The organism is Vibrio albus, from assembly GCF_003144035.1.
GTDB classification, from domain to species: domain Bacteria; phylum Pseudomonadota; class Gammaproteobacteria; order Enterobacterales; family Vibrionaceae; genus Vibrio; species Vibrio albus.
Genome location: NZ_QFWT01000001.1, coordinates 619592 through 639697, shown reverse-complemented (window position 1 = coordinate 639697; position 20106 = coordinate 619592). Strand labels below are relative to the sequence as shown.

Here is a 20106-nt window from a genome sequence, read left to right as displayed (position 1 = left end):
ACATGAAAATAAGGACAGATTTGAAAATAGGTCGCTTCAGACAAAAAGGTCATGCCGCAATTATTTTTGTGCTAGTGGCTCCGATTATGTTTAGTCTGTTTAGTATCGCTATTGATGGTGCCAGAATGATGCAGAACGAAGCGCGTTTAGATGATGCACTGGAGATTGCGAGTTTGGCATTAGCCGCCGAAAATAATCCGAATGATTCTACTGCTGATGAATCCTCTGAAGCGTATAAGGGATGGGTGAGGAACAAGGAAATTGCGACGGCTTATATAACAGAATATATGCAGGGTATGCAAGGTACCGTCGATCCGGACATCACTAAATCTGAAGTTGCACCGGAGAATGACGACGATCCCAGATATTTTGAGTACACGGTTGAGGCGTCCACAACTCATGAAACCATCTTTAAAGACGATAATACCTTTGGTGATAGCTATGATGTGAAGTCAACAGGTGCGGCCAGAAAGTATCAGAACCAGGCGATTGATATTGTGTTTATTTCAGATTTTTCTGACACCATGAATGATGACTGGACTGGCGGCACACAGGCTAAATACTTGGATCTTAAGGATGTTATTGAAGATGTGACCGATTATGTTTCTCAGTACAACGGCCTGAAGAATCTGGATGACAGTACGGTGGGTTATGTCGGCTTTAATTCGGTGACGCAACAGTTAGCTGACCGAAGTTCAATAACTTCGGATCCTGCCGGAGGGTGTACGGATAATCCCTATATAACAGGAGATTGTACGGATAATCCATATACTGTCAGTGGGTATGATGCTGGCTGGTATGCGACTTATTACGTACCAGAACCTGGAGCCCAGGCAGATTTATGTCAATATAATCAATATATTAATAATAGTGCTTCAGATACGGTAGGCGCTATTTTTGATGTAAAAACAACCTGTGATGAGAAAACCATCTGGGCAGGAGACGGAGCATCTGGTTCGGATAAACTGTTTTTTGATGAAAATGGCGCTTATTTTTATGATATAGCGCTGACTGCTGGCGATGCGACGGCTCCTCCTGGAGACACCTCACGTTTTAATGCATTCAATAACCAGATAGCCGCGTTTTATCCAGACTGGGGGACGTCTTCTTATGAAGGGCTTATCCGGGGGGCGCAGATTGCAGCAGATGGGGATAACCCAAGACGGTTACTGATTATATTATCGGATGGAATGGATAATTATCCAGCAATAACCACCTCTCTGGTTAATGCCGGGATGTGTACCACTATAACCGATACACTGGATGCTCAGGTAACCAGTAAGAACTATCAGGTGAGTTCCAAGATTGTCTTGATTGGTTTTGATTATGATGTATCCACCAATGAGGCACTGGTTAATTGTGTTGGAACGGATAACACCTACCAGGCTCAAAATACAGGTGATATTTTAGCGATCATACTGAAGTTAATCACAGAAGAAGTCGGACACTTAATAGAGGCAGGAATATAATGAAAACAAGAAACTTACTATACGGAATTATGGTATTAGTGGCATCAACAGCCGGGTTATCTGTTTCTGCCACTGAAGAGAGTCGGGATGTTAACCGGGCACTGCAATATTATTGTGCCAATAAAGATGTTTCTTATGAAGAAAGCATTGTTATCGGTGATGCGACTCAGGTTAATCTGGCGAGCGGGCCTTTCTATCTCATCTCTTCACCAAGTGCTTATCAGGCGACGATTGATCTTGTTGCTAAGGATATTATTGGTGCTGGTGTCAGCACCGAATGTGCCGAATATCTGCTGTCTAAAGGTCAGATCCAGGGGTATAAACAGGGTGAGATTCTGGCCAGAGTCTTTTTTGATTTTGACCGCTTTAATCTGAAGCAGGATGCCAGATATATTCTTCAGTCTTTGATTGAAAAGCTGCAAACACGACCATCTAACTTAATCCTGGAAGGACATACCGATAGCATTGGTACGAAAAGTTATAATATGACTCTGGGGCTGAAGCGTTCTGAATCCGTTAAAGCGTATCTGATTGATAAAGGGATTGATCCGCAGACATTGACCACAGTGTCTAAAGGTGAAAATGAACCGGTTGCCAGTAATGCAAACAGAGAAGGACGGAGGAAAAACCGTCGGGTAGATATGGTATCAGTTGACTAAAATAAGGGGGCTTTGGCCCCTTATTTTTTGAATGACAAAAAATAACCAAAGGTCTTACAAGTAAGACTAATTTACTGCACAACAATGAGAATCATGAATAAAATCATATATTTCCTCTTTGCTAATTTTCTTTCTCCAAATCTGCACATAATAAATTTTTCTGGATTAGTGTAATAGCTCTTATTAATCAATATATTATGTGGCACGCAATTTATACTGTGATGTGGATCTCTTTTTAATTTTGTTAACCTATTTGTTAAGCATTTGTTTTGTTTTTGTTTTATTGGTGTTTGGTTTTGACCTGAAAACCGTCTAAGGCTCTGAGTCAACTTTTTTCATATGAAAAATTTATGCTAATCTCGCCATGCATTCTGACCGGTATATTTTTATCTTTGTCAGGAAAATTAAAAAATTAAATCATAATGTTAAATAATTAGATGGAGTGAACAAAATGCTTCTTTCAACTTACGTTAAGGCTAGGCTTGCACTGGAAGATTTTAAAAAGGATCAACGTGGTGTGACGGCAATTGAATACGCGATTATTGGTGTGGCGGTTGCGACGATTGTTGGTGCTGCTTTTGCCACCACTGGTGAGAATACTCTTGGTGGTGCCCTAAACAGTGCCATGGGTACAATTACTAGCAAAATTGCCAGTGCGGGTTAATTCATTTTCTGCTGTACTAGTATCATAACCTAATACAAATAAGTTTATTGTGGTGTGGCTAATTCTTTTTTCATTACTAATGCTGTTAGTTATCTATTCTGATTTACGTTACAGAATAATTTCTAACGCTTTAGTGATGGTTACATCACTGATGGTTCTGGTGTACTGCTATCAGGCGGATGTGTTAAGTCAGTGGCTGTATGCCATACCGGTATTCGGTATTGGGTTTCTTTTATGGTGGCTAGGCGTGTTTGGTGCCGGAGATGTCAAATTATTAGCAGTACTTGTTCCTGCTATCGACCCGGCCTACCACCTGTTTACTTTTCTTATGATTGCATTTAGCGGCGGTATTGTCGCAATCGCGACGCTGCTGTATGCAAAGCTGGTTACAAAAAATAACGATACAACAGTGCCTTACGGAATATCTATTGCGCTTGGTTGTTGGCTGGGGATTTTAGCCTCGCTTTCATGAGGTGGATATGAATTTAAAAGTGTTGCTGCCTGTCGCTGTCATCGCCATGGGCGCGGGTTTATATGGTCTGTCCGGAAATTTGGTTCAGAATACGGAAAAACCACAGGAAAAATTAGCAGAAGCACCTAAGCAACTGCGGATCTGGTTAACAAAAAACACATTACAGCCCGGGCAGGTAGTGACAAACCGGGATCTGGAAACCAGACTGGTATCAGAGTCTGAAGCCAATCAACATGGTTTGGTTAACGATACAAACATTGAGTTTGTGAAAGGAATGGTCGCCGGAGAAGAACTGGAACCAGGGCAATGGATCACCAACCGTGATTTTATTCATCCTGATGATCCGGCTTATGTTGAACTGACGGTTTCCCAGGGGATGGTACCTTATGCGGTTAAGGTCGAACCGGAAACCATCATCGGGGGGGTGATTACTCAGGGCAGTCTGGTGGATATTGTTGCGCTATCGTCGGTGAGCCAGAATATGGCCAGTGAAAATACGGTAAGGGGACTTCAGTCAGTGTCTCTTTCCCCTATCTTAATGGCTATAAAGGTATTACAGGTTCAGAGCTATATTCCAACAGAAGTTGAAAAAGTGACGTCAAAAGAAGTGGATACCGATGTCACCATGGTGCTGGAGTTGAGTCAGGAACAGTTAGCGAAGTTGATCATTGCTAAAAAAATTGCTCAGTTGGAAGTCCATAAGTCTCTTGGAGCAGTAGAGGCGAAGCGGCTTAGGGCAAATTCGGGGGATGTGATTCCTGGTTACCAGGCAATCAAAGAATTTCGTGCTGGTGCGACAAGTATAAAATAACAATAAACAGGGACATGGTATGGATGCACAACCTATACAAGGTCAAATACCTCAACGTGTTAGAACAACAGTGGCTCTACCTATTCTTCTTCTTTTTTCTTTGCTGTTGGCCAGTCCATGGGGATGGGCGGCAAAAATTGTCAATCTTTCCGAGGGAGACGCTCAGACCATCAGTGTCAGCGCTGATATAGGGTCTGTATTTATCTCTGATCCTTCAGTTGCGGATTATCAGGTAGTGGAAAAGCACAAAGTGGTGTTTTTCGGTAAAAAGCTGGGTAATACCTCACTGATGATTTTCGATGAAGACGGAAAGACGCTGATTTCCCGTAAGTTAATCGTCAATAAAAGTCTGGTACATATTCAACAGCAGATTCAGCTGCGTTTTCCCGATGTGGATGTGGAGATCTACAACCTTGGTGATCAGGCTGTTCTGAGTGGAACGGTGGCGACCGATCAGGAAAAAGAAGATATCTATAATCTGGTGGGTGAGCTGATGGGTAAAGACGCTGAGGTAAAGAGTGTTGAATGGGATATTGGTGAAGGCAGCCATGAAATGGACTTTATGCGTAAATATAAGTTCAAAGGTCTGGTCAACAATATCGAAGTGATCGCGACCAAACAGGTTAACGTGAAGCTTTCTATTGCTGAAGTGACTCATTCATTTATCGAAGAGCTGGGCATCGACCTTGGCAGTGCAGGCTATTCCAGCGGAATATTTGTTGATCAACTGACCCGTTTCAGTGCCGACGATATTATTTCTGTGATTACCGCTATCGGTAACGATAATGTTGGTCAGGTTCTTGCCGAACCAAATCTTTCCGTTATATCAGGCGAAACGGCCAGTTTCCTGGCGGGGGGAGAAATACCGGTTGTCACTGTGATGGATGGCGGCACCAATGTGGCTTATCGAGAGTATGGTGTGCGTCTTGAGCTGATGGCGAAAGTTTTGAGAGATGACAAGATAAAACTGTCTCTGATGCCGGAAGTGAGTGCTCTGGACAATACTTATACCAGTGGAAGCTATGATTTACCTGCCCTGAAAACCAGACGGGCAAGAACAACGGTAGAATTGGGAGATGGCCAGAGTTTCATTCTTGGGGGGCTGCTGAATACGGAAGACAGGGAATCATTACAACGTATTCCGTTTATTGGTGATGTGCCTATTCTTGGTTCGTTATTCCGCCATACCGAAACTAACCGCACAAAAACAGAACTGATTATTGTTGCCACGGTTAACTTAGTGCAGCCGGTTCATCCGTCTCAGGTTCAGTTACCAACCATGGAAAAAACGCACACATTGCAACGTTTCTTTGCTTTGGATAGCTCTTACGATAAAGCAAAAGGCATGTGGGCGAACAAGGTTCTGGCAAGCGGGGGCTTTAAACAATGAAAAAGATAATAACGGCTATTTTCATTGCTGGTCTGTTAAGTGGTTGTGCTGAGCATATTGCGGAAAGGGAAGGGGCTGAAATTCAGGTTGTACCGGTAACTTACTCTCTTGGTGTGAGTATTAAAAAAGGTAACCAGGAAAAAGCCCGTGAACAGCTAGACCAATACGCTCGAAGCCACTGGGATAAAGTGACGACTCAGATGGTTAGCCTGATCTGGTATAGCCGCGATGGTAAGAAGCTGGCGGACAATTATTACCAGTATCTGCTCGGGCAGGGGGTTGATAAATATAAACTCAGTGTGACGAAAGGCCGACACGTAACGGATGAGAAACCTTTTGACCTGAAGTTTGAAACGATGGTTAATCGTGCCGTGGTTAAGGTGTGTGATTACGAGAAAGTAGGTAATTACGGTCATAATGAAGTTGGCTGCTATTCCGACGGGGCTCGCTGGCAGTCGATGGTTAATCCGGAAAAGATGTTAAGGGGTGGTGATTAAGTGTTTGACTTAGTAGATATCCTAAAGAAAGGTGCCGATGACACTGAGGCAGAACAACAGCAGGAAATAACCTCAGTACTTTTTTTCCAGACAGAGCAGTGCCGGTCTTTGGTTAAAGAGGCGTATCGTTTCGAAGGTTTGGTGACGCCGGTTCTGTTACCAAATGGTGATGAGCAGATCAAAGAACACGTACGACATGAAAATATAGAGATTGTCATTATTGAGCTCAATGAGAGCCAGAATGTCACCGCAGATGCGGAGAGAATAGGGCACCTTTTACCAAATAATGCTTCTGTGATTGTGATCGGCAGTGAAGATGCCATTTCAACCATACGTAATCTGAAGCAGATGGGTTTTTACTATCTGTTCTGGCCTATTACCAAACATGACCTGATAGAGTTTGTTATCAGCGTACATGAAAACCGTCATCGTAATCGCGGCTTGGGCCAAAAGCGCAAAGCTAAGCAAGTGAGCATCCTGGGGTGTAAAGGCGGAACAGGCACAACATTTATCAGTGCGGAGATAGCATACCTGTTATCGGAAGATAAACGTTCCTCATGCGTACTTGTTGATCATGATTATCAGGGCGGGAACGTTGATATCATGATGGGCATGAAGCAATTTGAGAAACGGGATTTGCGTCCAGGCTCTTTCGCCTCGACTCTGGATAACACCTCCGCCCAAAGCTTGCTGACTAAGCATACTAAAATGTTATCGGTGCTTTCTCTGACCTCGGCAGGGATGGAAAACCGTGACATTAAAGAATATACCAAAGCAGTGATTGATCAGGTTGCCGTTGATGTAAACTTTATTGTTGACGATATCTCGTCGGTAGTGCGGCAGACCTTTTCTCAGGATGAAATAGTCGATATTTCCGACAGTGTCATTCTTGTCTTCCCCCCAACAGTTTCGGGGCTCAGGGAAGCGGCAAGAATAAAGCAGCAGTTAATGGAGGTAAAATCATCAGATTCACAACTACGTCTGTTGCTGGTGATGAATTACACCATGCCGCAAAGTGCAGCAACGGTCACTTTCGCCGAAGCTGAAAAGTATTTACATCAAAAAGTTGATGTAGTTATCCCTTATATAAAAAAACTAGATGCTATGATTCTGGACACTAAACGAATCAGCCAGCAAAAAGGCAAAGCATCTAAAGCGCTACATAGTTTGGCTTCCCTTATTGTTGGTGAAGATGAGCCGAAAAAAGGCTTTCGCCTTTTCTCCCGTAAATAAGTTTAGGCTTTTTTCGTGCAGATAGAGATTGCTATCTTGCGAAATAATTTACGGAAGTGAGTTGTCGTAAACCAAGCATAGGTAGCCGTAATTATGAGTGATGCAAAACAGACATACATCAAACTGAGACGTCAGATTTTTGATGCACTGGATCCTGAAGCGATTAACCGCCTGAGTTCTGAACAACTGGCACAACAGCTATCGAAAGCGGTTGATATGCTGGTAGAAAAAGAGTCTCTGCCCGTTCCCGTTCTGTTACGCAATGAGTATGTCAAAAGTCTGGTGGATGAGCTGCAGGGGCTGGGGCCTTTACAGCCATTAATGGAAGACGAGTCGATTACCGATATTATGATCAACGGGCATGAAAATGTGTTTGTTGAGCGGGGCGGCTTGGTGGAAAAGGTCAAAGTCAACTTTGTTGATGAAGCTCAGGTGCTGGAAATTGCCAAGCGTATTGCCAGTCGGGTCGGACGTAGGGTCGATGACTCCATGCCGTTGTGTGATGCGCGTCTTGCTGATGGTAGCCGCGTTAATATTGTTATTCCGCCCATTGCGATAGATGGCACTTCTATCTCAATCCGTAAATTTAAGAAGCAGTCGATTGATTTTACTAAATTAGTTGAGTTTGGTGCGATGAGTCCGGAAATGGCTCAGTTGTTAATGATCGCCTCACGCTGCCGTCTGAATATTCTGATTTCCGGTGGTACGGGCTCAGGTAAAACCACCATGCTCAATGCATTGTCGCAATTTATCTCTGATAAAGAACGTATTGTCACCATTGAGGATGCTGCGGAGCTAAGGCTGCTCCAGCCCCATGTTGTACGGCTGGAAACCCGGACTGCCGGGATTGAAAATACCGGGGCGATACACCAGCGGGAGTTGGTTATTAACTCCCTGCGTATGAGGCCTGACCGAATCATTGTTGGTGAGTGTCGGGGGAGTGAGGCATTTGAAATGCTACAGGCCATGAATACAGGTCACGATGGTTCAATGTCAACCCTGCACGCCAACACGCCCCGGGATGCACTATCCCGTGTTGAAGCTATGGTGATGATGGCGACCAGCAACCTGCCGTTGGAGGCCATTCGACGGACTATTGTCAGTGCAGTGGATCTTATCATCCAGATCAGCCGCTTACACGATGGTAGCCGTAAAGTGATGAGCATTACAGAAGTGGTGGGTCTGGAAGGATCCAGTGTGGTGATGGAAGAAATTTTCCGGTTTAAGCCGGAACTGGTACGGCCGGGGGCTGAAAAAGTAGAAGGTAACTTTATTACCGCCGGTCTGATGAAGCGTTCAGTTCTGGTGGAAAAAGCTCAGTTTTTCGGATTGGGTGACCAGCTTAATTCATTATTCCAGGCAAGAGGACAGTAACAAGGCATAGCGCATGATCATGTATATCTCTTTATTTGCAGGCGGTCTTTTATTAACCCTGATAGCTCTGTTGAGCAAAACCAAACAGCATGACTATCTGGAAGAATATAATAAAACCGTACAAGTTCACTCCATGACCGGTGATGATCAGGCGGTGAATTTCGGGACGCTAATAGAGCGTAGCCGCTGGCAAAGGTTAATGGACCGAAAAGATAATCTGGGTAAACAGATAGGCCGCTTTGCTGCGATTAAGGTTGTGCTGTTTATTGGGGTTCTTTTCTTTATCGGCCTGGAGGTTAACCAGAGATTCGTTCGTGGCAATATCTATATCGTTATGACTGTTGTGCTTCTGGCCGGATTTTACTTTGGTTATAGCTGGTTGCAGAAAAGAGAACGTAAGCGATTTGAAGAGGCCTTTCCTGATGCCCTGAATATACTGGCCAGCGCAGTGTCATCCGGTGAAAGTATCATGCATGCGATTATTTACGTTGGTAACACTCTGGATGGTGACGTTGGTGCTGAGTTTAAGTCGATGGGACAGCGTCTGCAAATGGGGGACACTGCGGATGAAGTTTTTAAACGGGCCTGTAAGCGTTTTCCTTATTCATCATTTTATTTCTTTGTCATTACCCTGAGAGCCAATATGAGCCGGGGGGGGCAGTTGAAAGATGTGATGACACGGCTTAATCGTTTGATGTTTGATGCCAGGGCTATCGATAAGAAAAAATACGCATTAACGGCTGAAGCGCGCATGTCGGCTAAAATAGTCGCCGCTATTCCATTTGTTTTTCTTATTCTGATGCAGTACATCACACCGGATAACTACGAGTTTGTGATGTTTGAGCCGGAAGGGCGACCGATTCTCTATTATGTACTGGGTAGTGAGTTTATCGGTATCAGCATTATCTGGGCTCTGATGAAAGGAGTCGAATAATGCAGAATATTCTGATGTTACTTCAGCAGGGGAATATACCGGTTCTGGTGTCTTTGTTTACCCTGCTAATCAGTTTTGCCATCTTTGTGTATGTGTTTGCAGAGCAGTATCGCCGAAAGAGGACCATAAAGCGATTTGTTGTCGGTGACGCAACGGGTGATGCTCAGACCAAACGGTTTGAAGTGGTTGGTAAGTATCTCACTGATTTATTTGCGGCTTCTGATATTGATGTGAGCGATAAACTGATCGCGGCCGGTTTATACGATACCCGTTTTGCCTACCTGCTGATGCCTGCAAAATATATTGTGATGATTGTGGGTTTAATTGTGATTGGCGTCGTCGGAATTAAGCTTGAACGCTCAATGTTGGATCTGCTGCCACTTCTGGCACTATGGCTGCTTGTGGTGATTTTATTGCCGGATATGTATCTGGCTGCCCGAAAGAAACGTCTGCAGAAGAAAATCTCTAACCATCTGCCATATTTACTGGATTTGATGGGAGTATGTGTACAGACCGGTATGACCATAGAAGCCGCGATGGGATATCTGACTCAAGAGATGGTCGGTTTTGACCGGGATTTGGCTTATATGCTTAAGCGTACTAATGAACGAGCACAAATTGTCGGGCTGGAGCGGGCGTTGGATGAGCTTTATAAGCGCGTTCCGACGACGGAAGTACGCAGTTTTGTGATGACACTGACTCAAAGTCTTCAGTATGGTTCTTCCATCTATACTGTACTGACTACTCTGGCTGTTGATATTCGTGAAGTGCAGATGCTGGGAGTGGAAGAGAAAATCGGTAAGTTATCAGCCAAGATGTCTATCCCGTTGATTCTGTTTATTATGATCCCGATAGTTATTCTGATCGCAGCACCGGGTGTGATGAGGATGATGAACTGATGCGGAAAATGGTTTTATTGTCACTGGCATTGTTAACGGGATGTGCAACGACGTCTTCAAGTCAGAAAGAACAGGTGAGTCAGTCTGCTTTTGAGTCTAAAGAAGAGATGCTGTTGAAGACCGGAAGCAGTACACAACTGATTCAGTTATATAAGAACAAGCTCAAAGAGGGGGACAGTCAGGAAATAAGGCTAAAGCTGATAGAAGCTTACCTGGCTGACAAGGATTATGAGTCGGCTGGCTTTCACTTGGATCTGCTGCAGAAGCAGCAACCAGACCCAGACAAGCCGGATGATACCTTACAGGCTAAAGTGAGTTTTTTGCAGGCAAAAGTACTGCTAGAACAGGGCCGGCCAGCCAACGCAGCCGATTTAGTCAAACAGGCCATGGCGCGTGAACAGGTGTATCCTGAGGCTGAAAACCTGATGGGGCTTATCCAGGCAGAGCTAGGCGATTTCGCCAGGGCCAGAGAGTATTTCAACCGGGCAAGGCAGCACTATTATGATGATGTGATTGTCAAAAACAACCTCGCCGTTCTCGACTTGATTGAAGAGAATTATCAGGCTGCGGTAGAAAAGTTACAGCCTTTATATCAGAAAGGGCTGGCAGATAATAAAATTACCGCTAATTTAGTTCTGGCTTATGCGAAACTGGGGAATTATTCGGCGGTAGAAGATATTCTGAAAAAACAGGATTACACCAGCGATGAAATACGGAGTGTATTTATTGGTCTTAAGGTCTCTGACAATATTATATCAGGCCGCCTTCACCAGAAAGAAAGTCCTGTCAGTCAGGTTACCGAACAGAAAACCGATCCGGTTGTATCCATTCCGGTTGTATCAATAGAGCCAAAGGACAGTTCAGAACCAGAGGAAGTACCGGAAGAAGAAAATCCGGTTTTAATCGACAGTGAAAACACACTCGCATTGATGCTGGAAGAGTATATTCAGCAAGAAGCCAGGAAAAATCCAGATCTATCGGAAAATATTGAAGAAAGTGAATTAAACGAAACCGGTGAAAGAGATGAAGCGGGCAACTAAATTTCGTCAGCGGGGTGTGGCTGCTATTGAGTTTGCTCTTGGTTTTTTTGCCTTCTGGTTAATGATGGCCGCCTGGATTGAGATGGGATATATGTCTTATGTTTCATCTGTTGGGGATTATGCAATAGCCAAAGCCTCAAGAATAGCAAAAAAGGATACCGATAATTATATATCCACCTTTAAAACAATAGTTGAAAGTAATGATTCACTATTAAGCGCTTTGGTTAATAAAAATAGCTTTAAGATCGGGGTTAGGTATCTGGACGATCTTTCTGAACTAAGAAATACAATTGATGTTTGTACAACAAACGAAGATGGGGAAATAGTTTGTGGCGCTGAAGGTGAAACCGGGGAAGATAAAGCCATAGCGATTTATCATATCGAATATGATTACAACAGTATGTTTTCCTATTTTCTAGATGATAAAACCGTCTTTTCCCGAGAAGTCATAGTGATTCAGGAATATGAAAGGAATGAATTCAATTTTAATGGCTAGGCAGAAAGGAACTTTCTCCATTGAGTTTTCATTTGTCGGACTATTTTTTGGTGTACTGCTGATGTTTAGTGCCGATCTTATTATTAAGATTTCGGTAAAAGGGAAATTAGATCGCCTTTCTTATTCTCTGGTTAATATTGCCAAAGAGCGAACCCAGTTGTACGCCAAAGAAGATTATACGCTGGAGTCTGATGATATCGATTTACTTTATGATGTGGGGAAAAATTCATTGAACAGAACCATGGGGCAGTTTGATGATAGTAAATTCTCGATGTTTGTTGAAGAGATGACCAACGACAGTGGGTATCAGCATTACGCAAGAGGGTCGGAATGTAATGTATCGAAGACTCTGAACGATTTGGAAAGTAATGATAATACAAAACTCAGTGTTGTCACCTCCTGGGGGCGTGATAGCTCTGTATACCGGGTCACCCTTTGCTATGAAACCGATAACCTGGTAGCCGGTTTACTGGGTAACGGTTTTACTACTGTCCAGTCCGGCTCGGTAATGATAGGGCGCTGATAATGGTTAATTTATTTAAAAGACAGCATGGGCATGCGGCCATTTTGTTCGTGATGATGATACCAGTACTGTTTGGGGTTTTTGTGCTGGGTACTGATGGTGCCAGAGCCATGCAGGACAGAGCCCGCTTGGATGATGCGCTGGAGGCCGCAAGTTTAGCCATTGCAGCTCATAATGATGAGAATAAGGAACCTGATGACTCTTCGGCCTCTGGAGGCGACAATGAGGAAAGCATTGTAGGGACGGGGAGTAATGTCAATAAGAGAATAGCCAAGGCATACATCGGTCAATATATGACAGATATGGACGATATCGCTGAGATCAATATAGAAAGAATGGAGTGTAATACTTCATCTGGTCCTGCGTGCTCGTACGATGGAGATAGTTCAGACCCACTGTTTTTTCAGTATACCGTAGATGCAAAAACAAAACATAGTAGCTGGTTTAGTGGTGACGTCTCTTTAGGTGACAGCTTTAATGTTGCATCTCAATCGACCGCTCGAAAGTATCAGAATGAAACGGTTGATGTGGTATTTGTTGCAGACTTTTCTGGGTCTATGAGGATTTCATGGACGATCAATACGAAGGATAAACCATGCTCATATTACTCTGACTTTGACTCTTATTTTGATGATGGTGAGTGTAAGGCTAAGAAATATAAAGGCGTACTTGGTGTGATAAAGTCAGTATTAGGAACTCTTGATAAATACAATAATAAACTATCATCTAATACTAATAATAGAAATACAGCTTCATTTGTGCCTTATAATAATTTTATGCAGAAGGAATATGATGTAGATTGTGATTATTTAAGGTATAAGTATGAAATAAGAAAAGAAAAATATTGTAGACGTCATTATTGTTCGGAAACTTCTATAGAATATACTTCAGTTGATTACCCTGAGACCATATCTGGTTTATGGGATTATACGGGAGAGTGTTATAATGAGCGTGAAGATTTTCATATGGTCATTCCTGAGGAAGAAAGTACTGATTCTTTAATAACAAGTGTATGGAATAACATATCTGATTTCTATCCTGGCGGGTATACCGCTTCCTTTCAGGGAGTAATTAAAGCTGCGCAAGTCATTAAAGCTAAACCAAATGATAAAAAATTGATAATTGTTTTATCTGATGGGGATGATTTCGGCCCAATATATGGTGGTGATGATGGAGAGTCGGAAAAAATAGCTGAGACATTATACAGTAGTCCCTATAACATGTGTGACAAAATAATAGATGGCTTAGAAGCAACTGATGAAATAGAAGCTAAAATAGCCGTAATCGGATTTGGGTATGACTATGATATCAATGATAATGTTGGGCTTACACTTTGTGCCGGAGCTGAAAATGTTTATCAGGCAGGAAGTTTCGAAGAAATCCGTACCCGTATCCTCCAATTAATAGTAGAAGAAATCGGCCATTTAAAATAAGTGCCGGTAAATTAAATAAAAACAAACAGGAATAAAATTGATGATATTAAATATAAAGGTTATTCCGGTACTTGCGTTCGTTGTTGCATCGTCACTGGCTGGGGCCGTTTATGCCGGGGAGCAGGAAAGCGGGCAAGTAAACCGTGCTCTTAATTATTACTGTGCGAAGAAAGAGGTATCGACAGAAGAGAGCGTGGTAATAGGACAGAGCACACAGGTAAACCTGAAAAGCGGTTCTTTTTATCTGGTGGAGTCTGACAGTACTTATCAGGCGACGCTGGATCTGGTGTCTCAGGAAGCCGTTCGAATGGGGGTAAGCCGTGATTGTTCGGAATATCTGCTTTCTAAAGGGCGGCTTCAGGGCTATGAACAAGGCAATGTGATTGCCAGAGTGTTTTTTGATTTTGATAAATATCACCTGAGCAAAGACTCTCGCTATATTCTGCAGTCCGTGGCCGATAAACTGAAACAAGATTCATCAGAACTGATTCTGGAAGGTCATACGGACAGCATCGGAACTAAGGCGTATAACTTTACTCTGGGGTTGAAACGCTCGGAAGCGGTGAAAGCCTACCTGGCAGAAAAAGGCGTAAGCACAGATGATATGGTGGCGGTTTCCCGTGGTGAGGGGCACCCTATCGCCAGTAATAAAACCGCTGAGGGACGCAGACAAAATCGCCGGGTCGATATGATTAGTGAGTAATACCAATACCTGTGATTAAATTATCAGAAAATTGCGCAGGAAAAATCGCTTAGAGCAAGGCAGAATTTGCAGTAACTAGTGGTTCTAATTACAAGAATTCTAACGCAGCTATGAAAGATTTTAACCAGCAAGAATGATTAGATGATTGCTGGTGTTGGTATAAGTCACTCTGCAAAGAAAAAGCTCACAAGCTGGTGTGCCAGCCAGTGAGCTTTTGTTTTCCCTAAGCCTTATTACTTGCTTTATGCCTAAGTCAGACGTTTAATGTACGTTACTGCATGGGTCATGTTCAGGGTATTTTCTAATTACCTCCCCAAGGTATTCCTGATGATTCCGCAATGCAGAGACGCAATTTTCGTCCAGTTTCCCGCTATAAACCATTTTTTCCAGCTCCAGCAGTGCAGCAGCAACCGAACAAGCTTGCTTGTAAGGCCTGTGGCTGGTTAGCGCATCAAATACGTTGGCAACGGTAATGATGCGTGCCGGAACAGGAATTTCTGAGTGAGAGAGGCCATTCGGATACCCGGAGCCATCAAGAAATTCCTGATGACAGGAAATAATACTTTTAAGCAGGTCTATACTCGGATGCTGAGGTGCACCCAGGTTTTCAATAATTCTGTCTACAATCGCCAACCCTTCTTTCACATGGCACTTCATTTTTTCTCTTTCATTTGCTTTTAGTGCATCGGGCTTCAGCAGCAGTTCATTCGGCATTGAGGCTTTACCGATATCGTGCAGTCGGGAGAATAAGTGAATGTTTTCAATCACCTCATCATCCAGTTGATAAAGCTCTGCCACTTCTTTTGAGATCAGTTTTGCATAACGGCTAATACGCTCCATATGTTCACAGGACTCTTTTTTATAGCCGGACGACAGCTCTTTAGTCAGATCCGCAGAAGCGATAATGGCGTGCAGCAGTGAATATTCGGCATTCACCAGAAAGCTGATTAAATCGCAAAATGGGATAAGTTCTTTCTGTACCAATTCTGTAAAAAGATTTTTTTTATGGGAATTGAAAAAGACAAACCCCATAAACTGTTGAAAGTTATAGATAGGCACAGTAAAAGATGATCGAAAATCATTCGCTATCAACCATCTGGAGTGCTTATTGGTAGGGGTTAATGTCGCAGGGATATTGTCAATAACCCGCGTTGTGCCTTTGTCTGCAATGTCAGACAATGTTGGACAGGATTTAAGCGGGTATTCATGATGACAAAATGACTCTACGCCGATATTACTTTCAGCATAAGTTTTTAAAAGTCCGTCATGTGGGTCATACTGAACATAAGCAATTCTGTCGACATGGGGAACTTTCGTTCTTACGCGCCGATGCAAATCTACCAATTCGTGGTGCAAAGAATCCAGCTGATTTGGATGAGAATGCATCGGGGTTGGGTTACGGGTGTATGTACGCATGCTGACCTTCCGTATCAAACTGGCACTGCGAGCCTTTTAAAACTACCAGCGCAAACTAATGCAAATATCACGAGATATACACGTCTACTCTTAAGTTTAGTACCGAAACGCTTTTTTTTACCAGTTTTCAACAATAAAAGATAAGCTGATTCAATAGGATACTAACTAGCGGAAAACATTCATAAAGTGCCGGTTTATGCTCTGTTTTAATAATAAAAAACCACCTTACCTGTATATTTTATGAACAATTATTATTAGAAGAGCCAGCCTGGTATCAAGTCAGTGACACAGGCTTGTCCATGATTAACGATTTTTCCCCTGATTTATCACCATGACTTTTTCAGTGAATAGCCATGATTTCTTTCTTTTTTGTAAACGTTATCATTATGGTGCGATGTTTTTCGATTCGAATTCGGTTGGGTATCGATAGCTTAATCCAAGATTAATCAATATAACGTACTGTGTAACAGGTTGATTTATTAGATCTCTGGAAGAGGTTTAGTTCTGTCCTGGCTTATCTTTCTTTAAATGTAATAGTTTGTGTAAACGTTACCACTATGAGAGTTTGATCACAGCATCGGCTGCCACTACACTGATAAACTTCAAATCAACATCTACAGAGAATAGTGTGAAGCTGTAGATTTATTCTTACCTGCGCAGGAAAGCGTAAAGAGAGGCAAATAGTGAAAGTGTTAGTAACTGGTGGAATGGGATATATCGGAAGTCATACTTGTGTTCAGATGATAAAAGCAAATATGGAGCCGATTATTATCGATAACCTATGCAACAGTAAGTTAATGGTGCTGGATCGTATTGAAGCTCTGACAGGGGTTCGTCCGACTTTTTATCAGGGAGATGTTCGTGACGAGGCCTTTCTGGATAAAGTGTTCAGTGAACATGATATTCAGGCCGTCATCCATTTTGCCGGATTAAAAGCCGTGGGTGAATCAGTGAGTAAGCCACTGGAATATTATGATAACAATGTGAATGGTTCTCTGGTGCTGGTTCGTGCCATGCGTAAAGCCGGAGTGAAAAGCATTGTCTTTAGTTCGTCTGCAACCGTTTATGGGGATCCGGAAGTGGTTCCTATTACCGAAAGTTCTCCGGTTGGTGCGACAACGAACCCATATGGGCGCAGTAAGTATATGGTGGAAGAGTGTTTCTCCGACTTCTACAAGGCTCAGCCTGACTGGAGTATCACTCTGCTGCGTTACTTTAACCCTGTTGGTGCTCATCCTTCAGGCACTATGGGGGAAGACCCTCAGGGCATTCCAAACAATCTGATGCCATTTATTGCTCAGGTCGCCGTTGGCCGTCGTGAAAAGTTGTCTGTGTTCGGTGACGATTATTCTACCCCTGACGGTACCGGTGTCCGTGACTATATCCACGTGATGGATCTGGCGGATGGTCATATTGCTGCATTAAATGCAGTAGGTCAGAAAGAGGGCCTGCATATCTATAACCTGGGTACAGGTAATGGTTCAAGTGTGTTGGAAATGGTTGAGGCATTTGGTGAAGCCTGCGGTAAACCCGTGTCTTACGAAATCTGCCCTCGTCGTCCTGGTGATATTGCCGAGTGTTGGGCCAGCACAGCGAAAGCTGAAAAAGATCTGGGCTGGAAGGCAACCCGGACTATTGCAGAAATGACAGCAGACACCTGGAACTGGCAGTCCAAAAACCCCGAAGGCTATAAATAACATAGATAGCAGTGACGGTTCATGAATCATTACTGCTGTTGATGTAAAGCCGTAAATATACAGAGAAGAGTATGTCAAAGATTGAATTTAACCCAGTGGATCATCCACATCGTCGTTATAACCCTCTGACTGGTCAGTGGATTCTTGTCTCTCCGCATCGGGCTAAGCGTCCGTGGAGCGGACAGGATGAAAAACCATCGGTTGCCGAGTTACCGGCTTATGATGACAAGTGTTTTCTATGTGCTGGCAATACCCGGGTGTCCGGTGATAAGAACCCAGACTATCAAGGCACTTACGTTTTTAATAATGATTTTGCTGCGTTAATGACAGACTCTCCTGATGCACCGGAATCAGATAATCCACTATTCAAAACTCAGGGTGTTCGTGGTCTGAGCCGGGTTATCTGTTTTTCTCCGGATCACAGCAAGACGCTTCCGGAGCTGCCGGTTGAGAAAATTCGCGGGGTTATTGATACCTGGAATGAGCAAATAGAAGAGCTGGGCAAAGACTATGTGTGGGTTCAGGCTTTTGAAAACAAGGGTGAGACAATGGGTTGCTCTCAGCCTCATCCACATGGCCAGATCTGGGCGAACAGTTTCCTTCCGAATGAAATTGAACGTAAAGAAAAGCACCTGAAGGAGTATTACGAACAATATGGTTCGAACCTTTTGGTGGACTACGTTGAAGCGGAACTGAAAGACGGCTCGCGTACCGTTGTGGAAACGGAACACTGGATAGCCGTTGTACCGTACTGGGCAGCCTGGCCATTTGAAACCATGTTGCTTCCAAAAGCCCATATCCGCCGTATGAATGAGCTCACTGATGCACAGCGTGATGATCTGGCGGTGGCGATCAAAAAGCTGACCAGTCGCTATGACAACCTGTTCAAGTGTTCCTTCCCATACTCCATGGGATGGCATTACGCACCTTTCTTTGAAGAAGGGACGGAAGTGGAACACTGGCAGCTACATGCTCTGTTTTATCCGCCACTATTACGCAGTGCAACCGTCCGTAAGTTTATGGTGGGGTACGAAATGTTAGCGGAGTCTCAGCGGGATCTGACCGCTGAGCAAGCCGCACAACGACTACGTGATTTAAGTGATGTTCATTATAAGGAACATACCCGGTAGATACATACCAGCATGATTTTGCGAAGAAAAAATTAAGCCTTTTTGCCCGTTTTGGCCTCCAGCCGCTGAGACGGGCATTTTTTATTGTGTATTTACTTCGAATAGATTTGAGTTGTCATAAATTCGGGATCACTGTCAAAGACTCCTGGCTCCGAATTGCTATTGTAAAAATTAATAAATCAGAATTTTTAAGGATGCAGTTATGTCGGAGACGCTTAGGGAAACAATGACGGCTGAGGATGCTTATGATGGCAGCCCGGCAAAACTCGTTACATTACATAATCTGGCCGGAATGTCCGTTACTTTTATGGATATTGGAGCAACCTGGCTGAGCTGTATTATTCCCTTAAAAGAGGAAAAGCGTGAGGTCATGCTAGGCATTTCGACCATGTCGGACTATCAAAAACTTGGTAGTTATATCGGTGCAACCATTGGCCGGTATGCCAATCGCATTCAGGCAGGAAAATTCGAAATAGAAGGGCAGGTATATCAGTTAAGCACCAATCAGGCCGGAAATACATTGCATGGTGGCGCTGAGGGATTTGATAAGCGGCGGTGGGACATAGAAGCGCAAGGTGACGATTTTGTCTGCTTCGGCTTGTTGTCTGAGGATGGCGATCAGGGTTTTCCGGGGGAAGTAAAAGCGTTCGTCACGTACCGGTTAACGGCGGATAATCGCATCGTGATCAGTTATCACGCGACGACGACGAAACCGACACCGGTCAACTTGACTAATCATGCCTATTTCAACCTGATAGCTCCAGAGTCCGGTATTTGCTGTAAAGGTCATACCCTGCAGATTAATGCAGACCAGTATCTGCCGATCACCGAAGTGGGAATTCCTCTTGGTGAGCTGGCGTCAGTAGAGGGTACGGGGTTTGATTTTCGACACCTTAAAACCATCGGGCAGGATTTGCTTAAAGATGAACAGCAGCAAAAAGTAAAAGGCTATGATCATGCTTATTTACTGAATGCGGAATGTAAAGAAGGGAAATGCGCTGCAACCGTCATCTCCCCGGACAACGAGATTACGATGAAAGTATTCACAGATAAACCGGCGCTTCAGTTATATACCGGGAACTGGTTGGGCGGCGAGACAAACCGTAGCGGGGGGAAATATATCGATTATGCGGGGGTCGCTCTGGAAACCCAGTTCCTGCCGGATTCACCCAATCACCCTGAGTGGTCACAGGAGAGCTGTATTCTGCAACCGGGTGATGAGTACCGGTTTGAGACCACGTATTTATTTGAGTATTAACGCCCTCT

Annotated in this window: 20 protein-coding genes; 19 read left to right on the top strand and 1 reads right to left on the bottom strand. The window is 43.7% G+C overall.

Annotation, left to right across the window (positions count from 1 at the left end; translation table 11 throughout):
• Positions 1-2 precede the first annotated feature (2 nt).
• From DI392_RS02885 to DI392_RS02810, 16 genes are all read left to right on the top strand, one after another.
• The gene (locus DI392_RS02885; protein ID WP_109318381.1) at positions 3-1469 is read left to right on the top strand and encodes a TadE/TadG family type IV pilus assembly protein; all 1467 of its coding nucleotides are present in this window, start codon (positions 3-5) and stop codon (positions 1467-1469) included.
• Positions 1469-2128 (top strand): OmpA family protein, encoded by a 660-nt coding sequence (locus DI392_RS02880; RefSeq protein ID WP_109318380.1) that lies wholly within the window; start codon positions 1469-1471, stop codon positions 2126-2128. Before DI392_RS02885 ends, DI392_RS02880 begins: the two co-directional genes overlap by 1 nt.
• 451 nt (positions 2129-2579) lie before the next feature.
• On the top strand, positions 2580-2792 hold the full coding sequence (locus DI392_RS02875; RefSeq protein WP_109318379.1) for a Flp family type IVb pilin: 213 nt from the start codon (positions 2580-2582) through the stop codon (positions 2790-2792).
• 49 nt (positions 2793-2841) lie between these two features.
• On the top strand, positions 2842-3264 hold the full coding sequence (locus DI392_RS02870) for an A24 family peptidase (protein ID WP_342749700.1): 423 nt from the start codon (positions 2842-2844) through the stop codon (positions 3262-3264).
• 7 nt (positions 3265-3271) lie between these two features.
• Positions 3272-4075: a Flp pilus assembly protein CpaB gene (gene cpaB / locus DI392_RS02865; protein ID WP_109318377.1), complete on the top strand. Its 804-nt coding sequence runs from the start codon at positions 3272-3274 to the stop codon at positions 4073-4075.
• Positions 4076-4094: 19 nt separating this feature from the next.
• Positions 4095-5465 (top strand): type II and III secretion system protein family protein, encoded by a 1371-nt coding sequence (locus tag DI392_RS02860; RefSeq protein ID WP_109318376.1) that lies wholly within the window; start codon positions 4095-4097, stop codon positions 5463-5465.
• A complete protein-coding gene (locus tag DI392_RS02855) occupies positions 5462-5962 on the top strand; it encodes a hypothetical protein (RefSeq protein ID WP_109318375.1) in 501 nt (166 codons plus the stop codon). The genes DI392_RS02860 and DI392_RS02855 overlap by 4 nt, the downstream gene beginning before the upstream one ends.
• Positions 5963-7195, top strand: coding sequence for a CpaE/TadZ family protein (locus DI392_RS02850; protein ID WP_109318374.1), 1233 nt, complete (start codon positions 5963-5965; stop codon positions 7193-7195).
• Between the two features lie 93 nt (positions 7196-7288).
• Complete coding sequence (locus DI392_RS02845) at positions 7289-8569, top strand: TadA family conjugal transfer-associated ATPase (protein ID WP_109318373.1); 1281 nt, start codon at positions 7289-7291, stop codon at positions 8567-8569.
• Between the two features lie 13 nt (positions 8570-8582).
• Positions 8583-9503 (top strand): type II secretion system F family protein, encoded by a 921-nt coding sequence (locus DI392_RS02840; RefSeq protein ID WP_109318372.1) that lies wholly within the window; start codon positions 8583-8585, stop codon positions 9501-9503.
• Positions 9503-10402 carry a type II secretion system F family protein gene (locus DI392_RS02835; protein WP_109318371.1) on the top strand — a complete coding sequence of 300 codons (900 nt, stop codon included), beginning with the start codon at positions 9503-9505 and terminating at the stop codon, positions 10400-10402. Before DI392_RS02840 ends, DI392_RS02835 begins: the two co-directional genes overlap by 1 nt.
• Positions 10402-11442 carry a tetratricopeptide repeat protein gene (locus tag DI392_RS02830; RefSeq protein WP_109318370.1) on the top strand — a complete coding sequence of 347 codons (1041 nt, stop codon included), beginning with the start codon at positions 10402-10404 and terminating at the stop codon, positions 11440-11442. Before DI392_RS02835 ends, DI392_RS02830 begins: the two co-directional genes overlap by 1 nt.
• Complete coding sequence (locus DI392_RS02825) at positions 11426-11938, top strand: TadE/TadG family type IV pilus assembly protein (RefSeq protein ID WP_109318369.1); 513 nt, start codon at positions 11426-11428, stop codon at positions 11936-11938. Before DI392_RS02830 ends, DI392_RS02825 begins: the two co-directional genes overlap by 17 nt.
• On the top strand, positions 11907-12461 hold the full coding sequence (tadF, locus tag DI392_RS02820) for a tight adherence pilus pseudopilin TadF (RefSeq protein WP_109318368.1): 555 nt from the start codon (positions 11907-11909) through the stop codon (positions 12459-12461). The genes DI392_RS02825 and tadF overlap by 32 nt, the downstream gene beginning before the upstream one ends.
• A gap of 2 nt (positions 12462-12463) precedes the next feature.
• A complete protein-coding gene (locus tag DI392_RS02815) occupies positions 12464-13894 on the top strand; it encodes a TadE/TadG family type IV pilus assembly protein (RefSeq protein WP_109318367.1) in 1431 nt (476 codons plus the stop codon).
• Between the two features lie 40 nt (positions 13895-13934).
• Positions 13935-14597, top strand: coding sequence for an OmpA family protein (locus DI392_RS02810; protein WP_109318366.1), 663 nt, complete (start codon positions 13935-13937; stop codon positions 14595-14597).
• 261 nt (positions 14598-14858) lie between these two features.
• Here the strand turns inward: DI392_RS02810 and DI392_RS02805 are convergent, their stop codons facing one another.
• The gene (locus DI392_RS02805; protein WP_245883906.1) at positions 14859-16013 is read right to left on the bottom strand and encodes an HD-GYP domain-containing protein; all 1155 of its coding nucleotides are present in this window, start codon (positions 16011-16013) and stop codon (positions 14859-14861) included.
• Positions 16014-16696: 683 nt separating this feature from the next.
• Between DI392_RS02805 and galE the strand changes: the two genes are divergently transcribed.
• The 3 genes from galE (at position 16697) to galM (ending at position 20098) form a co-directional block, all read left to right on the top strand.
• Positions 16697-17710, top strand: a complete 1014-nt coding sequence (gene galE, locus DI392_RS02800) for a UDP-glucose 4-epimerase GalE (protein ID WP_109318365.1) — start codon at positions 16697-16699, stop codon at positions 17708-17710.
• A 71-nt stretch (positions 17711-17781) separates the two neighbouring features.
• The gene (locus DI392_RS02795) at positions 17782-18840 is read left to right on the top strand and encodes a UDP-glucose--hexose-1-phosphate uridylyltransferase (RefSeq protein ID WP_109318364.1); all 1059 of its coding nucleotides are present in this window, start codon (positions 17782-17784) and stop codon (positions 18838-18840) included.
• 202 nt (positions 18841-19042) lie between these two features.
• Entirely contained in the window at positions 19043-20098 is a 1056-nt protein-coding gene (gene galM / locus DI392_RS02790; protein WP_109318363.1) for a galactose-1-epimerase, read from the top strand.
• The last annotated feature ends 8 nt before the right edge of the window (positions 20099-20106 follow it).

Excerpts from the sequence above, each read along its gene's own strand:
- DI392_RS02885 (WP_109318381.1), top strand. The coding sequence starts at position 3 with ATGAAAATAAGGACAGATTTGAAAATAGGTCGCTTCAGACAAAAAGGT.
- DI392_RS02880 (WP_109318380.1), top strand. The coding sequence starts at position 1,469 with ATGAAAACAAGAAACTTACTATACGGAATTATGGTATTAGTGGCATCA.
- DI392_RS02875 (WP_109318379.1), top strand. The coding sequence starts at position 2,580 with ATGCTTCTTTCAACTTACGTTAAGGCTAGGCTTGCACTGGAAGATTTT.
- cpaB (WP_109318377.1), top strand. The coding sequence starts at position 3,272 with ATGAATTTAAAAGTGTTGCTGCCTGTCGCTGTCATCGCCATGGGCGCG.
- DI392_RS02860 (WP_109318376.1), top strand. The coding sequence starts at position 4,095 with ATGGATGCACAACCTATACAAGGTCAAATACCTCAACGTGTTAGAACA.
- DI392_RS02855 (WP_109318375.1), top strand. The coding sequence starts at position 5,462 with ATGAAAAAGATAATAACGGCTATTTTCATTGCTGGTCTGTTAAGTGGT.
- DI392_RS02845 (WP_109318373.1), top strand. The coding sequence starts at position 7,289 with ATGAGTGATGCAAAACAGACATACATCAAACTGAGACGTCAGATTTTT.
- DI392_RS02840 (WP_109318372.1), top strand. The coding sequence starts at position 8,583 with ATGATCATGTATATCTCTTTATTTGCAGGCGGTCTTTTATTAACCCTG.
- DI392_RS02835 (WP_109318371.1), top strand. The coding sequence starts at position 9,503 with ATGCAGAATATTCTGATGTTACTTCAGCAGGGGAATATACCGGTTCTG.
- DI392_RS02830 (WP_109318370.1), top strand. The coding sequence starts at position 10,402 with ATGCGGAAAATGGTTTTATTGTCACTGGCATTGTTAACGGGATGTGCA.
- DI392_RS02825 (WP_109318369.1), top strand. The coding sequence starts at position 11,426 with ATGAAGCGGGCAACTAAATTTCGTCAGCGGGGTGTGGCTGCTATTGAG.
- tadF (WP_109318368.1), top strand. The coding sequence starts at position 11,907 with ATGAAAGGAATGAATTCAATTTTAATGGCTAGGCAGAAAGGAACTTTC.
- DI392_RS02815 (WP_109318367.1), top strand. The coding sequence starts at position 12,464 with ATGGTTAATTTATTTAAAAGACAGCATGGGCATGCGGCCATTTTGTTC.
- DI392_RS02810 (WP_109318366.1), top strand. The coding sequence starts at position 13,935 with ATGATATTAAATATAAAGGTTATTCCGGTACTTGCGTTCGTTGTTGCA.
- DI392_RS02805 (WP_245883906.1), bottom strand. The coding sequence starts at position 16,013 with ATGCGTACATACACCCGTAACCCAACCCCGATGCATTCTCATCCAAAT.
- DI392_RS02795 (WP_109318364.1), top strand. The coding sequence starts at position 17,782 with ATGTCAAAGATTGAATTTAACCCAGTGGATCATCCACATCGTCGTTAT.
- galM (WP_109318363.1), top strand. The coding sequence starts at position 19,043 with ATGTCGGAGACGCTTAGGGAAACAATGACGGCTGAGGATGCTTATGAT.